Origin of the sequence: Peribacillus sp. FSL M8-0224, assembly GCF_038003055.1 — a bacterium.
Classification (GTDB): domain Bacteria; phylum Bacillota; class Bacilli; order Bacillales; family DSM-1321; genus Peribacillus; species Peribacillus frigoritolerans.
In genome coordinates this window covers 5,401,309-5,416,848 of record NZ_JBBOOJ010000001.1, presented here as the reverse complement: position 1 = coordinate 5,416,848, position 15,540 = coordinate 5,401,309, and the positions used below count along the sequence as shown (strand labels likewise).

Below are 15,540 nucleotides of genomic sequence, written 5' to 3'. Positions count from 1 at the left end.
GTCATTGCCCTAGGGGATTTCTTTTTCTATAAACCTCATACATCAATAAACCGGCTGCTACCGATGCATTTAACGAAGTTACTTTTCCTGCCATTGGAAGACGGATGAGAAAATCACATTTCTCCTTCATTAACCGGGCCATGCCTTTTCCTTCGCTGCCAATAACAAGTCCGATAGGCATCTTTCCGTCCATGTTACGGTAATCATCGCTGCCTTTCGCATCGGTACCGACTATCCATACCCCTCGCTCTTTCAATTCTTCCACAGCTCTTGCCAAATTTGTAACGCGAGCTACAGGAATATATTCGATTGCACCAGTCGAAGCTTTAGCCACTGTTGCCGTCAAGCCCACTGCTCTTCTTTTCGGAATGATGATTCCATGGGCCCCGACTGCATCGGCCGTCCTCATGATCGAACCTAAATTATGCGGATCTTCAACCTCATCAAGAATCATGAAAAAAGGTGCTTCGTCCCGTTCAGCCGCTTTTGCGAATAAGTCATCCAGCTCCACATATTCATATGCAGCCACTTGTGCGATAACGCCTTGATGGATGCCTTCTACCATTTGGTCAATTTTTTTCTTCGGTACGATTTGCACGAGCACCTTCTTTTCCTTCGCGAGACCGATAAGTGGTTGCATCGAGCCTTTTTGCGAGCCCTCGGCTATCCAAATTTTATTAACTTCCCGTTCGGAGCGAAGTGCTTCCAATACGGGGTTTCTGCCAATGATATATTCTTCGCTCATGGGTTACTCCCCTTTTCTTCTTCAATGTATTCAATGGATTTTTTGATGAGTTCTTCCATTCTTTCTATTCGACCGGATAAATACAAAAATCCCATAAGAGCCTCGAAGGCTGTACTGTAGCGATACGTTTGCACATCTGTATTCTTCGGTACCGTACCGGATTTCGCATTTCGGCCGCGCCGAACGACAGCGGATTCCTCTTCCGATAGCCAATCTGACTCCAGAAAGAAGTGGATGATTTTATTTTGCGCTTTAGCAGCTACAAAAGATGTAGCTTTTTTGTGAAGTAGATTGGGCTTGACCGCCCCTTTTTGAATGAGGTGATGCCGTATATACGTTTCGTATACAGCATCACCTATATATGCTAAAGCAAGACTGTTCAGCATTTTTGCATCTACCTTACTATCGTAATGAAGCATTAATTACCCTCTTTTCCATCTTGTACCTTGAGGGGTATCCTCTAATATGATATTCATGTTTTTCAAGCGATCGCGAATTTCATCAGATAATCCAAAATTGCGGTCTTTCCGCGCTTGAATCCTTTGCTGTATCAACCCTTCAATTTCTTCATCCAGAAGCCCCTCTTCTTCAAGGGACAAACCGAGGACAGAAAATAAGGTGTTGAATTTATCAAGGAAAGCATTAATCACTTCCGTGTCTGTGTTTTTCTCCATCAAGTAATAATTTGCCTGTTTGGAAAGTTCAAAAAGCATGGATATTGCATTAGCTGTGTTGAAATCATCGTCCATTTCCTTAATGAATTGTTCATGTAAATCATTCAGCTTCTCCAACCAAACATCATTATTCTCAGTCAATCCGTCACTTACTTGAAGGCGATGCTTTAAATTTTGATATGATGTCCTTAAGCGTTCAAGGGACGCCTTTACATTTTCAAGCACTTCTTCACTATAATTGATCGGATGACGGTAATGTACTGATAACATAAAGAAGCGTAACACTTGTGGATCATGCTTCTGAATGATGTCATGCACAAGGACGAAATTACCTAAGGACTTAGACATTTTTTCATTCTCAATATTTATATACCCATTATGCATCCAATAATTCGCAAAGGTCTTACCCGTCAATGCTTCGGATTGTGCAATTTCATTTTCATGATGCGGGAATGCCAGATCTTGACCTCCTGCATGAATATCGATGGTATCCCCCAAATACTTTTTGACCATTGCGGAGCATTCGATATGCCAGCCAGGACGCCCCTTACCCCATGGGCTCTCCCATGATATTTCATCATCCTTGGCCGCTTTCCAAAGGGCAAAATCAAGGGCATCTTGTTTTTTCTCCCCTATTTCAATACGTGCCCCCACTCGAAGCTCATCGATGGACTGATGTGAAAGCTTGCCATATCCCTCAAACTTACGAGTGCGGTAATACACATCCCCTTCCGATTCATAAGCGAATCCTTTCTCGATTAACGCCGAGATGAATTCAATGATTGCATCCATGTTCTCCATTACGGTCGGGTGAGCATCCGCTTTTTTGCAGCCCAATGCCGACACGTCTTCAAAATACGCCTTGATGAAACGCTCCGATATGGTCGGGACATCTTCCCCCAATTCTTTTGCCGCACGAATCAGCTTATCATCCACATCCGTGAAGTTCGAAACGAATTGCACATCATATCCACGGTAATCCAAATACCTACGAACGGTATCGAATACGATTGCCGGTCTGGCATTGCCAATATGAATGTAATTATAGACAGTGGGTCCGCATACATACATCTTCACCTTTCCCTCTTCAATCGGGACGAAGGTTTCCTTTTTTCTTGTTGCTGTGTTATATATTTTAATCGCCATATTATAGACTCCTTTCTTCCTGCTTCTGTTCGGCCAACCTCGCCCTTAAGGCCCTGATTTCACTATCCAATTCCTTAAAGCGATCAGCGATTGGATCAGGAAGATCACAATGATTTAGGTCTTTATTGATTTTGATGCCATCTTGAATGACCACTTTACCTGGAATGCCCACCACTGTAGAATTAGGTGGCACTTCCTTTAAAACGACCGATCCCGCACCGATTTTCGAGTTTTCCCCAACAGTGATGGAACCCAGCACTTTTGCTCCTGTAGCTATCAAAACATTATCCTTTATCGTAGGATGACGTTTTCCCTTTTCCTTTCCAGTCCCCCCAAGGGTTACACCTTGAAAGACGGATACATTGTCGCCAATTTCACAAGTTTCGCCAATGACGATCCCCATTCCATGGTCAATGAAGAAACGACGGCCAATCGTAGCCCCTGGATGAATTTCGATTCCGGTAAAAAACCGGCTGATTTGAGATATGCTTCTCGCCAGGAAAAAGAATTTCCTCTTAAATAGTGCGTGAGCCATCCTATGACTCCAAATCGCATGTAAACCCGCGTACGTCAATATGACTTCCAAATAGCTGCGCGCAGCAGGATCTTGATCAAAAACCACTTCGATATCTTCTTTAAACATCTTTAACAAAATGATTCCCCCCTATGTTCCGTCCTTTTCCAACATCCCCTTTTGAAGCTTTTAAAGCATATAAAAAAGCGTCTCTGTCCAAATAGACAGAGACGCTTGAAGCGCGGTTCCACTCTGTTTGGAATGTACGAACCAGGTAAAGCTTTTTCCTGTTTTTTCATCCCCAACTTTAATCCCTGTAACGGAGGACATTCCGCCTGTGCCTACTATAGGTTAGTTCAGCAAAGGACTCAAGGGTGCATTTCAGAAAACGAGAGGCCTGAACCACTTTCAGCAGGTTATGGTTCTCTCTAAAAAGCTTCGTTTACTTACTTCTCCCCATCTACGCGTTCTTTTGTAAGATTATTAAATACTATATTACATTTTCGACAAATTGTTAATATAAAATACTCTGAATACGCTGTTTAATTTTTTCTTTGCCCAGTAATGAAATTGCCTTAGGCAAGTCAGGACCATGTGTTTGACCCGTGACGGCAGCCCTTATCGGCATGAATAATTTTTTCCCTTTATGCCCTGTGCTTTTTTGTACGGCTTTAATCGACTTCTTGATTTCATCCGCATTAAATTCTTCAAGCCCTTCGATCTCCTGAAGGAAAGCTTTCATGACTTCCGGTACCTGTTCTTCAGCCAGCACTTCCTTAGCTTCTTGCTCGAACTCGACCTCATCCTTGAAAAACAGTTCAGAAAGCTCGACTATTTCCGCTCCATAGCTCATCTGCTCTTGAAAAAGTGAAACAAGCCCATGTACCCACTCTTCTTCTTCGGCGGTCAGTGTCTCTGAAACCTTCCCGGCTTTAATTAAGTGAGGCAATGACAATTCCACTGCACGATTGACGTCCAATTGCTTCACATATTGATTATTCATCCATGTAAGCTTTTGCTTATCGAAAAGTGCAGGTGATTTAGACAGACGGTCAGCATCGAAAAGATTAATGAATTCTTCTTTTGTGAAAATCTCTTCCTCCCCGACCGGAGACCATCCTAGTAATGTAATGAAATTGAATAATGCTTCAGGTACATAGCCAAGCTCTTCATATTGCTCAATGAATTGAATGATCGACTCATCACGTTTACTCAGTTTCTTCCTGCTTTCGTTTACAATCAGCGTCATATGTCCGAATACCGGCGGTTCCCAGCCGAAAGCTTCATAAATCATCAATTGTTTTGGAGTATTGGAGATATGATCATCACCGCGAAGGACATGGGAAATCTTCATCAAGTGATCATCGACGGCCACTGCAAAGTTATAAGTTGGAATGCCATCTTTTTTAACGATAACAAAATCACCAAAGCCATCCGTTTCAAATGAAACCTCATCCTTGACCATATCTTTGAAAGTAAGGACCTTCCCAGCTGGAACGGCAAAGCGAATGCTCGGTTTTCTTCCTTGTGCCACTAGTTCCGCTTGCTCTTCCTCAGTTAAATGCTTGCACTTCCCGGAATATTTTGGCGTTTCATTGCGTTCGACCTGCCCTTCACGCTCTGCTTCCAGCTCTTCTTCCGTACAATAGCATTTATATGCTAACCCCTTATCCAAAATATCTTGATACAATTCCTGATAAAGGTCGTTCCTTTCGGATTGACGATATGGACCGTATTCACCGCCTACATCAACACCTTCATCCCAATCCATGCCAAGCCATTTCAAATATTTAAGCTGACTTTCCTCTCCGCCTTCAATATTTCTCTTTTGGTCGGTATCTTCAATACGGATGATGAATTTCCCGCCTTTATTTCGTGCGTATAAATAATTAAATAAAGCAGTCCGTGCATTACCAATATGTAAATGTCCAGTCGGACTCGGTGCATAGCGAACTCGAATATCGCTGCTCATGATATATATAGACCTCCCAGTCGTTCTATTCTATTGTTTATATTATCATTTAAATACATTGGGATAAAGGCATCCACTCTAAAAACGATTTAGTTTGATTTGACCAATAAGACAACAGCCTGTGCCGCGATTCCTTCGCCCCTGCCTGTAAATCCAAGTTTCTCCGTAGTGGTCGCCTTTACATTAATCCTGTCTATCGAGGCATCTAAAAGTTCTGCAATCCTGCCTCGCATTTCCTCGATATACGGTGCCATTTTCGGGCTTTGTGCAATGATTGTACAATCCGCATTGCCTAGGGAATATCCTTCTTTTTTTACGATCGCCCAAATATACTGCAGCAGTTTTGCAGAATCGGCATCTTTAAATTCAGGGTCGGTATCCGGAAAATGCTTACCGATATCCCCTGCACCAATTGCCCCCAAGCAGGCATCGGCAACAGTATGCAGAAGGACATCCGCATCCGAATGACCCAGCAGTCCTTTCTCATACGGAATCGTAATCCCGCCAATTATCAAAGGCCTGCCTTCCACAAGCTGATGAACGTCATATCCTTGTCCTATTCTAAACATATCATTCTCCCCAATCATCGTTTTCCATGTTGTTGTTTATGTAAAATCGCTTCTGCAAAATAAAGGTCTTCCTGAGTCGTAATCTTAATATTATCATAATTGCCCTCAATAATAACTACCTGTTCATTGATCCGCTCTAGTAAACTTGCATCGTCCGTCCCTAAAAATTCTTCAGCTTCTGCCTGTTCATACGCACTTTTTAATATGGATACACGAAAAGCTTGTGGAGTTTGCACCGCCCACAAGCTTGATCGTTCCACTGTTTCCAATACCTTTTTGTTTGCCGCTTTTTTAATCGTATCCTTAACGGGCACTGCAATTACGGCACCTCCATTAAGGGAGGCGGCAGTAGTCAATTCACTGATTTGCCCTAGGGTAATAAAAGGGCGGGCACCGTCATGGACCAGGACGATGTCTTCTTCTGCATGTTGCAGTCCATTATAAACGCTTTGTTGGCGCTCCTTGCCACCCATGACCAGTTTCTTGACCTTTTTAAGCCCATTCGCTGCTATCAATTGATTGAAATAATCCTTTTCTGCCGGGTTTATCGAAAGGATAATCCCCCGACAGTCAGGATCTTCTTCGAAGACACGCAGTGTATAAACAATGATCGGGACACCCGATAGTTCAATAAAAAGTTTATTCTTGCCCGCTTTCATTCTTTTGCCTTGTCCAGCTGCAGGTATCACTACTTCATAAAACATAACGGTTTCTCCTACTCTTCTTTATAATGCTTTTTCTAATAGTTTCGGTTTAGCGAATATCATCCGGCCTGCAGAGGTTTGCAATACACTTGTGACAAGTACATCGATCCGTTTCCCGATATGGTCACGGCCACCCTCGACAACGATCATGGTGCCATCGTCCAAATAAGCGATGCCCTGGTTCTGCTCTTTCCCGTCCTTTATGACCTGAACATTCATCTCTTCCCCAGGAAGTACAACAGGTTTTACGGCATTGGCCAGGTCATTGATATTAAGTACCGCCACATTTTGAAACTCGCATACTTTGTTTAAATTGAAATCATTGGTAACGACCATTCCGCCCGATATTTTGGCAAGCTTCACCAGTTTACTGTCGACTTCCTGAATGTCTTCAAAATCCCCCTCGTACATCTCCACTTTAATCGGCAGGTCTTTTTGAATCCGATTCAAGATATCCAAACCGCGCCTTCCACGATTCCTTTTCAATGCATCAGATGAATCCGCAATGTGCTGCAATTCGTTTAATACGAATTGAGGAATGACTATGGTACCTTCCAGAAAGCCTGTCTGACAAATATCCGCAATTCTGCCATCAATGATGACGCTTGTATCAAGAATCTTCAGGCGCTTGCTATACCCCTCTTCATCCTCTTCGCTTGCTTCACCATCCGTGTTCTTTTTCTTATTGCTTTTCGTGAATAAACTCAATAGCTCATCACGTTTTTTAAAGCCCACCTGAAAACCAAGATATCCAAATAAAAGCGTAAGGATGATAGGAACCACTGTATTCAAAATGGGAACCTTGATGGCACTGAATGCGGATCCAACCAAGAACGCTGCAAGCAGTCCAACTAAAAGACCTACGCTGCCAAAGATTATATCCGTAATCGGTATCTTTACAAGCTGTTCCTCCAGCCATTTCATAAAGTAGATCACATGATCTACTGCCCAAAAAGTTATAAGATAAAAGATAATGGCACCCAACAGTACACTTACATAAGGATTGTTTAATAAAGCAATATCGTCTGCATGTAAAACAATTAATAATTCCGGAATAAGCAACATACCAAGTGTTCCGCCGACTATTAAGAAGCATGCTTGTATAATGCGTTTTAACATCCCTTTCACCTCCTTCTACTCATTATTGACCAATAAAATAAAATGAAACCTTCGAAAATTCGTTTTCACTATATACGTTAAATTCACTTAAGGAATTAGTGGATTTACAAATATGAATTCTTCTCTTTTTCGTAATATTAGCCTAGCACCCTGAGTTTTGAGTGTCAAAAATAAACACCAATCAATTTCAAGCCCGTTCAGGAGTTTTTTTAAAGCCGGCTGCACCTTACATCCTTCTATTTGTGACCAGCTGATTTTTCAAAATTCGGAGTCCTTCTTTAATTTTATTGGCCCGGACTTCACCTATACCCTCCACATCGTCAAGGTTTTCAACCGTAGCTTTATTGACTTCACTAAAGCTTCCGAACTGTTTCACTAAATTTTCGATGATTAAACCCGGCAAGCGTGGGATTTTATGAAGAATACGGTAACCACGGGGATGTACTGACTCATCAAGATGTATATATCCATGATAGCCCAGCACCTTAAGAAGAATGCTTTCATCCAGTTTTTCCTGCATGGCCAACTCTTGAAGCCTAAAAATGATTTCCTCGGGATTTTCATCATTACTGGAGGTATAATCCTTGATAAGCCATTTCCCTTCCGTTTCAATATCTGCCAGGATTTCATTCATTTGCAAACGGATCAGCCTTCCTTCCGTACCAAGTTCATTAAGGTACGTTAGCAGCTCCGCCTTGATCCTGAGCACCATCACATAACGGTGAAATACCTGCAAAAGATCGGCATAGGTCACGATTTCCTCAAACTCGAGCGCTCCTAAAACCGATATGCTCTGCTGCAGGACCACCTTGTATTTTTCCAAGGTCTGGATGGCTAAATTAGCCTTGGCAAGAATGACTCCTATATCTTTAAGGGCATACCGGAAATTGCCCTGATATAAAGTGATGACATTCCGGCGTTGTGAGATTGCGATGACCAACGACTTGGTCTCCCTTGCCACCCGTTCCGCTGTTCTATGCCTCATTCCCGTTTCAGTGGAAGGTGTACTGTTATCAGGCACTAATTGGGCATTTGCGAAAATGATCTTATCGGCGGTTTCATTTAAAATGATGGCCCCGTCCATCTTCGCCAACTCATATAATGTGCTGGGGGTACAGCTGCAGTTGATTTCGAAGCCGCCATCCACGATCGTTCGCACCTTTTCGTTATATCCGACCACTATCAAACCGCCCGTGTTCGCCCTCAGGACATTTTCTATACCCTCCCGAAGCGGGGTACCCGGTGCTACGATTTGCAGAATTTCCAATTTTGTTTTCTCATACCCTTTTTTATCTGTCATGCTTAACCCCCTAACGATTGTTTAAGAGCCTCCGAAACCGATGAAACACCAATGATCTTAATACCTTTCGGCGCGGTCCACCCTCCTATATTATTAGCCGGTATGATAACCCGCTCAAACCCTAATTTCGCTGCTTCCTGCACCCTTTGTTCAATTCGTGACACCCTTCTCACTTCCCCAGTCAGCCCCACTTCACCAATGATGCAATCGGCAGGGTTTGTTGGTTTATCACGGAAGCTTGATGCAATGCTTATTGCAACAGCGAGGTCAATTGCCGGTTCATCCAGCTTGACACCGCCAGCAACCTTTAAATACGCATCTTGGTTTTGGAGCAGCAAGCCCACTCTCTTTTCCAGGACAGCCATTAAAAGCGAAACTCGATTGTGGTCAATTCCCGTGGCCATCCGCCTAGGATTCCCAAAACTCGTAGGAGAAATCAATGCTTGAATTTCAACAAGCACCGGCCTTGTGCCCTCCATGGATGCGACGACTGTGGACCCCGAAGCTCCTTGCGACCGTTCTTCAAGGAAAATTTCCGATGGATTCGCCACCTCTTCCAATCCATGTTCTTTCATTTCAAAAATACCCATCTCATTCGTCGAACCAAAGCGATTTTTAACCGCACGTATAATTCGATATGTATGGTGTCTTTCCCCTTCAAAATATAATACGGTGTCAACCATGTGCTCAAGCAGCCGTGGTCCCGCAATGGCCCCTTCTTTTGTAACGTGACCGACGATAAAAATCGCGATTCCGTTCGTTTTAGCAATGCGCATGAGTGAGGCTGTGCATTCCCTCACTTGTGAAACGCTTCCCGGGGCAGATGTAACCTCCGAATGGTAAACCGTTTGAATCGAGTCAATAATGACCAAATCCGGTTTAACATCTGTAATTGCCTGTTGGATATAGTCCATATCGGTCTCAGAATAAACGAATAGATTTTCCGACATGGTCCCAAGCCGGTCCGCTCTCAATTTGGTCTGCTTGACTGATTCTTCACCTGATATATAAAGCACTTTTTTCTGTTTATGCGCCAATTGGGATGATACCTGTAAAAGCAGGGTGGACTTACCGATACCCGGGTCCCCTCCGATCAATACAAGTGATCCCTGTACAATCCCGCCCCCAAGAGCACGATTCAATTCCATTAAATCCGTCTTAATGCGTGGTTCTTTTTCTGATTGAATGGTCGTTATGGGTGCTGCCTTCTCCCGTTCCCCGGAACCTCTCACCTCTGAATGGGTAAAAGCGCCCTTTCTAGCAGGTTTAACGATTTCGGTTTCCTCGACCATTTTATTCCATTCACCGCAGCCTGGGCATTTCCCCATCCATTTCGCGGACTCATACCCACAAGACTGACAGATAAATTTAGTTTTCTTTTTTACAGCCATAAATTACTCCTCTTCCTTTGGAAAAAATATCTATATTAAGGATATTATATCTCTGTTTTATTTAAACCTTCTTAAGGCTAAGTTTTTTTAAAAAAATATTCACTTTGCTTGTCCCGTTTATACTCACATCTACCTATAGATAAAAAACAGAGGTACACTGCAAAAGAATCTGCGTGTACCTCGAAGTTTAGGATCAGGTTATTCACTTACATTAACAGGCTCGCCTTGTCGGATTGCAAACTCATTATTCACGACATCCATTACGACCGTTTGCCCTTTTTTCACGTTGCCTTTAAGCAACTCTTCGGATAGATAATCCTCTACATGCTTCTGAAGCGCCCTGCGGATTGGCCTTGCCCCATATTCCGGATCAAAACCTTCCGTGGCAATTTTTTCTCTAGCCGCATCTGTCAGCTCCAAGTATATCTCCTGTTCTTTCAAACGGGTAGTAAGCTGATTTGACATTAATGTAACGATTTGTTTCAAATGATCCTTCTCTAATGAGTGGAACACGATAGTTTCATCAATACGATTCAGGAATTCCGGACGGAATGCACGTTTGAGTTCTTCCATCACTTTCCCTTTCATATTTTTATAGTCCTGACCAGTATCCTGGATGTTAAAGCCGACATACTTATCAGTTTTCAAGGCAGACGCCCCTACATTCGATGTCATGATCAAAATGGTATTCCTGAAATCGACAGTACGCCCCTTTGAATCTGTCAGTCTTCCGTCTTCCAAAACTTGAAGAAGAATATTGAAGACATCCGGATGCGCCTTTTCTATTTCATCAAGCAGAACGACGGAGTATGGTTTCCTCCGCACTTTTTCCGTTAACTGACCGCCTTCTTCGTACCCAACATATCCTGGAGGCGATCCTACAAGACGTGAAGTCGAATGTTTCTCCATATATTCGGACATATCGATGCGGATCATGGCATCTTCATCACCAAAAATGGATTCAGCCAAAGCTCGGGCTAGCTCGGTTTTACCGACCCCTGTAGGCCCCAAGAAGATGAATGAACCAATTGGACGCTTAGGATCTTTCAAACCTGCCCTTGCACGTCGTACTGCTTTAGAAACCGCAATGACGGCCTCTTCCTGCCCAATTACACGATCATGGAGGATTGACTCCATATTAAGCAGTTTGTCTGACTCCGTTTGCGCCAATTTAGTGACCGGCACTCCCGTCCAGCTGGATACGACGTGTGCAATGTCATCCACAGTCACTTCACTGTTTTCCTGCCCTTGTTTTTCTTTCCAAGTTTTTTTCGTTTCTTCCAATTGTTCTCTTAAGCGTTGTTCTGTATCGCGAAGCGAAGCAGCTTTTTCAAATTCCTGACTCTGAACGGAAGCATCCTTTTCCTTGCGAACATCATCTAGTTTCACTTCAAGTTCCTTTAGGTTGGGTGGCGTTGTGTACGAGCGCAGCCTAACTTTGGAACCAGCTTCATCAATCAAGTCAATCGCTTTATCAGGTAAAAAGCGATCGGAAATATAACGGTCTGATAATTTGACTGCAGCATCAATCGCTTCGTCAGTGATCGATACGCGGTGATGTGCCTCATAACGGTCACGAAGACCTTTGAGAATTTGGATGGATTCCTCAATTGTCGGCTCATCGACTTGGATTGGCTGGAAGCGACGTTCAAGGGCAGCATCCTTTTCAATATACTTGCGGTACTCATCCAAAGTTGTAGCACCGATACATTGTAATTCACCACGAGCCAATGATGGTTTAAGGATATTGGAGGCATCGATGGCACCTTCTGCACCACCTGCACCAATCAATGTATGCAATTCATCGATGAATAGGATGATATTACCCGCCTGGCGTATTTCATCCATGACTTTCTTCAACCGGTCCTCAAATTCACCCCGGTATTTAGTGCCAGCCACAACAGTACCCATATCAAGTGTCATGACGCGTTTATCACGTAAAATCTCAGGTACCTCATTATTGATAATCTGTTGGGCAAGCCCTTCAGCAATGGCTGTTTTACCAACGCCAGGTTCACCGATCAATACTGGGTTATTTTTTGTACGACGGCTTAATACCTCAATGACACGCTGTATTTCCTTACTTCTTCCGATAACCGGATCCAAGCTTCCTTCCCTGGCAATCGCCGTTAAATCACGGGCAAGGCCATCCAGTGTCGGCGTGCTTGCATTTGCAGCGGCTGAACCTTGATGACCACCTGATTCATTGCTGCCCAAAAGTTGTAATACTTGTTGTCGAGCTTTATTTAAACTTACTCCCAGATTATTCAATACGCGGGCAGCGACACCTTCCCCTTCTCGTATAAGACCTAGAAGGACATGCTCTGTCCCAACATATGAGTGACCTAATTTTCTTGCTTCATCCATGGAAAGCTCAATGACCTTCTTGGCTCTTGGGGTATAATGTATCGTTTGAGCCGTATCCTGTCCACGGCCAATTAAATTTTCAACTTCTTTCTGAATCTTCTCCGGACCCAATCCAAGAGCATATAACGCTTTGGCTGCAATACCATCACCCTCTCGGACCAGGCCCAGTAAAATATGTTCCGTGCCAATATTATTATGACCTAAACGGATTGCCTCTTCTTGGGCTAATGCTAATACTTTCTGGGCTCTTTCAGTAAAACGACCAAACATCATAGGGAATTCCTCCTTAAGAATTTTCGTTTTGAATAAAATTGCTGGCAATTCTCTAAGTAATGGCAGAAGCTTATTCTTGCTCCATATCTATTAATGAAATTTAATTCTCCCTAAAGAGGTCAATAACCTCTATGAGGAGGAAGATTCCGTGAAATTCAAGCGTTCCCGGATGAGTGCTGCTCTACGGATATCCCTTTCATGGGGTCTTAAAGGGCCGCCTGCGTACTTTTGTAAAAATCCCGACTGCGTCAAAATCATCAATTCATTTAGAATGCTTTTGGAAATATTCTTTATATACCCAAGATCTATCCCTAACCTAACATCGGAGATACATGTAGCTGCTTCCTTGGTCTCGATGATTCGAGCATTGGACAAAACCCCATATGAACGGAAAATTCTATCTTCTAATTGTATGTGGGAAGTCCTCGCTAATGCATCCCTCGCTGACCGTTCCTGGGCTATGATTTGTTGCACTACACTCGTTAGATCTTCAACGATATCCCTTTCCGATTTTCCAAGGGTGATTTGATTGGAGATTTGAAAAATATTCCCCAACGCTTGACTGCCCTCTCCATAAATCCCTCGAACCACCAACCCCAATTGGTTGATAGCCGGTATGATATTATTCATCTGCTGTGTAAGGACCAGGCCCGGCAGATGCATCATGACTGAAGCCCTTAACCCTGTTCCCACATTAGTCGGACAACTAGTCAGGTATCCTCTTTCTTCATCATATGCATAGTCTATGGATTCTTCAATCCAATCGTCAAGAACATTTGCAATCTTTAAGGTTTCCTTTAGCTGCAACCCCGACATTAAACATTGAATACGGAGATGGTCCTCTTCGTTTATCATGATACTTATTTCTTCATTTTCCGAAAGGAGACATGCGCTTTTCGCTGAATCTTCAACTAAATGAGGACTGATTAAATGTTTTTCAACCAGAACGCGCTTTTCCAGTGGCTGCAATTGGTCAATCTCTAATAGCTCCAATTTTCCAATCTCCGGGGTTACTTCCTCTTCGATTCTTTTTTTGACCAATTCAATGATTTTATTAGCTTCTTCGTTCGAAAAGGAGGTTGGGAAGGTAAAGTCTTTGAAATTCCTGGCCAGCCGAATCCGCGAACTCAATACAATATCGATTTCCGGCCCTTCGGCACTCATCCAGGAACTCAAGGCGTTTTCTACAAACTTTTCCAAGCTCATAATTCCTCGCCTCCCTCTTGTGCTTCAAACCTTTTTTCAAGGGAACGAACCTTATCTCTTACTTCTGCCGCTTTCTCAAACTCCTCTTGATCAATGTGGACCTTTAAAACTTCTTTCAAATCCAAAATTTGTTTTCGAAGATATATGGCGCCACCAATCCTTTTTGGAATTTTCCCTATGTGTGCTGTATTGCCGCTATGAACCCTCTTTAAAATGGGATTTAACTGTTCATTGAACGTTTTATAACATTCGGCACAGCCAAACTTGCCAATATGGACAAATTCTTTATAAGATCGATGACAATGCGGGCAGCGCCTCTCTTCCGTTTTCGGAAATGCATTTGCCTTTGTCTGTTGAATATTCGACTCCATATTCAACAATCCTGCTAATAAATTATTTATTGAAAAACCAGGTCCGCCTGCCTCCATGAACATTTCACCTTTTTCCTGAGCACATTTCTCACAAATCATGACTTCAGTCTTTTTTCCATTGATGATTTTGGTGAAGTGCAGGGTAGCAGGCCTTTGATGACATTCTTGGCAAATCAACGTTCATCACCTCTGCCAGTTTCATTTATATTTTAAAGTCGTAAGCATCGCAGTTAAAATTCTTGCCCTAAGCTCATCGCGGTCAGGCAGGTCGATATAAATCACCGATCTATCTATGACGCTCATCATAATCTTTGCTTCTCTTTCATTAATGACGTCTTCATTCATCAGCCGTGAAATTACTCCTTCAGCCATCGATTGAGTTACCCTGGAACCAATAAGCGATAATAATTGGTTGATAAGTTGCACGGAATCCTGTGATTCCACTTTCATGATGCGTATATAACCGCCGCCTCCACGCTTACTCTCTACAACATAACCTCTCTCGATGGTAAACCTCGTATTGATTACGTAATTGATTTGAGAAGGAACACACTGAAATTTATCTGCTATTTCACTTCTTTTAATCTCCAAGATATCTTTTTGACTTATTTCAAGTACTTGCTTCAAATAAGTTTCGATAACATCAGATATGTTTCTCACTCAGCCTCCTCCATTCTGACTTTGACTATATTTGACTATTATTATACAAGGAATAATGCATTTTGCAACTTAAACGCACTTTCTTTCTGTAATATCCATTTTCTCCAAATTATATGTAGTTACATACCCCATTGAACATAAAAGTTGAAATATCTTACATAAATACCCTATATAAATGGATGTAAAACCTGAACTTTTTCTTCTGCTTAAGGTTTCATCACTTAAATTCTCCCCCATTTCCCCAGCTCATCCATTTCCTCCTCATGATATGGCAACCAATTCAAATAAGGCCAGCCCGTGCTGTCCCTGAAAACGGAAAAGTTTTTTATTACAAACACAAAAAAGACCAGCCGGATGGCTGATCTTTTTAAATGGCTTGGCGGCGTCCTACTCTCACAGGGGGAAACCCCCAACTACCATCGGCGCTGAAGAGCTTAACTGCCGTGTTCGGAATGGGAACGGGTGTGACCTCTTCGCTATCGCCACCAAACATAAAAGGAACGTTGTTCCTTCAAAACTAGATAATAAG

The 15,540-nt window shown here is 42.8% G+C and carries 14 protein-coding genes, 1 rRNA gene and 1 other annotated feature; all 15 genes read right to left on the bottom strand.

Annotation, left to right across the window (positions count from 1 at the left end):
* Nucleotide 1 precedes the first annotated feature (1 nt).
* The 15 genes from rlmB to rrf all read right to left on the bottom strand — a co-directional run bounded on the left by rlmB (nucleotide 2) and on the right by rrf (nucleotide 15,501).
* Entirely contained in the window at nucleotides 2-745 is a 744-nt protein-coding gene (rlmB, locus tag MKX49_RS26390) for a 23S rRNA (guanosine(2251)-2'-O)-methyltransferase RlmB (RefSeq protein WP_034305069.1), read from the bottom strand.
* The gene (locus MKX49_RS26385) at nucleotides 742-1,164 is read right to left on the bottom strand and encodes a Mini-ribonuclease 3 (protein ID WP_034305071.1); all 423 of its coding nucleotides are present in this window, start codon (nucleotides 1,162-1,164) and stop codon (nucleotides 742-744) included. The genes rlmB and MKX49_RS26385 overlap by 4 nt, the downstream gene beginning before the upstream one ends.
* Nucleotides 1,165-1,167: 3 nt before the next feature.
* Nucleotides 1,168-2,565 carry a cysteine--tRNA ligase gene (gene cysS / locus MKX49_RS26380; protein ID WP_048677861.1) on the bottom strand — a complete coding sequence of 466 codons (1,398 nt, stop codon included), beginning with the start codon at nucleotides 2,563-2,565 and terminating at the stop codon, nucleotides 1,168-1,170.
* Between the two features lies 1 nt (nucleotide 2,566).
* Nucleotides 2,567-3,217, bottom strand: coding sequence for a serine O-acetyltransferase (gene cysE / locus MKX49_RS26375; protein WP_034305073.1), 651 nt, complete (start codon nucleotides 3,215-3,217; stop codon nucleotides 2,567-2,569).
* Nucleotides 3,218-3,302: 85 nt separating this feature from the next.
* Nucleotides 3,303-3,551, bottom strand: a binding site (T-box leader).
* Between the two features lie 42 nt (nucleotides 3,552-3,593).
* Complete coding sequence (gene gltX / locus MKX49_RS26370; RefSeq protein WP_340878279.1) at nucleotides 3,594-5,051, bottom strand: glutamate--tRNA ligase; 1,458 nt, start codon at nucleotides 5,049-5,051, stop codon at nucleotides 3,594-3,596.
* Between the two features lie 89 nt (nucleotides 5,052-5,140).
* Nucleotides 5,141-5,620, bottom strand: a complete 480-nt coding sequence (gene ispF, locus MKX49_RS26365; RefSeq protein ID WP_034305078.1) for a 2-C-methyl-D-erythritol 2,4-cyclodiphosphate synthase — start codon at nucleotides 5,618-5,620, stop codon at nucleotides 5,141-5,143.
* A gap of 14 nt (nucleotides 5,621-5,634) precedes the next feature.
* Entirely contained in the window at nucleotides 5,635-6,324 is a 690-nt protein-coding gene (gene ispD, locus MKX49_RS26360) for a 2-C-methyl-D-erythritol 4-phosphate cytidylyltransferase (protein ID WP_063595515.1), read from the bottom strand.
* A 21-nt stretch (nucleotides 6,325-6,345) separates the two neighbouring features.
* A complete protein-coding gene (locus MKX49_RS26355; RefSeq protein ID WP_063595516.1) occupies nucleotides 6,346-7,443 on the bottom strand; it encodes a PIN/TRAM domain-containing protein in 1,098 nt (365 codons plus the stop codon).
* Between the two features lie 226 nt (nucleotides 7,444-7,669).
* Nucleotides 7,670-8,743 (bottom strand): DNA integrity scanning diadenylate cyclase DisA, encoded by a 1,074-nt coding sequence (gene disA / locus MKX49_RS26350; protein ID WP_063595517.1) that lies wholly within the window; start codon nucleotides 8,741-8,743, stop codon nucleotides 7,670-7,672.
* Nucleotides 8,744-8,745: 2 nt separating this feature from the next.
* On the bottom strand, nucleotides 8,746-10,134 hold the full coding sequence (radA, locus tag MKX49_RS26345; RefSeq protein WP_048677848.1) for a DNA repair protein RadA: 1,389 nt from the start codon (nucleotides 10,132-10,134) through the stop codon (nucleotides 8,746-8,748).
* 198 nt (nucleotides 10,135-10,332) lie between these two features.
* Nucleotides 10,333-12,774 carry an ATP-dependent protease ATP-binding subunit ClpC gene (gene clpC / locus MKX49_RS26340; protein WP_034305090.1) on the bottom strand — a complete coding sequence of 814 codons (2,442 nt, stop codon included), beginning with the start codon at nucleotides 12,772-12,774 and terminating at the stop codon, nucleotides 10,333-10,335.
* 129 nt (nucleotides 12,775-12,903) lie between these two features.
* Nucleotides 12,904-13,980, bottom strand: a complete 1,077-nt coding sequence (locus MKX49_RS26335; RefSeq protein WP_053537034.1) for a protein arginine kinase — start codon at nucleotides 13,978-13,980, stop codon at nucleotides 12,904-12,906.
* The gene (locus tag MKX49_RS26330) at nucleotides 13,977-14,528 is read right to left on the bottom strand and encodes a UvrB/UvrC motif-containing protein (protein ID WP_063595519.1); all 552 of its coding nucleotides are present in this window, start codon (nucleotides 14,526-14,528) and stop codon (nucleotides 13,977-13,979) included. The genes MKX49_RS26335 and MKX49_RS26330 overlap by 4 nt, the downstream gene beginning before the upstream one ends.
* A 21-nt stretch (nucleotides 14,529-14,549) precedes the next feature.
* A complete protein-coding gene (locus MKX49_RS26325; RefSeq protein ID WP_048677843.1) occupies nucleotides 14,550-15,011 on the bottom strand; it encodes a CtsR family transcriptional regulator in 462 nt (153 codons plus the stop codon).
* 374 nt (nucleotides 15,012-15,385) lie between these two features.
* Nucleotides 15,386-15,501 (bottom strand): 5S ribosomal RNA (rrf, locus tag MKX49_RS26320).
* Between the last annotated feature and the right edge of the window lie 39 nt (nucleotides 15,502-15,540).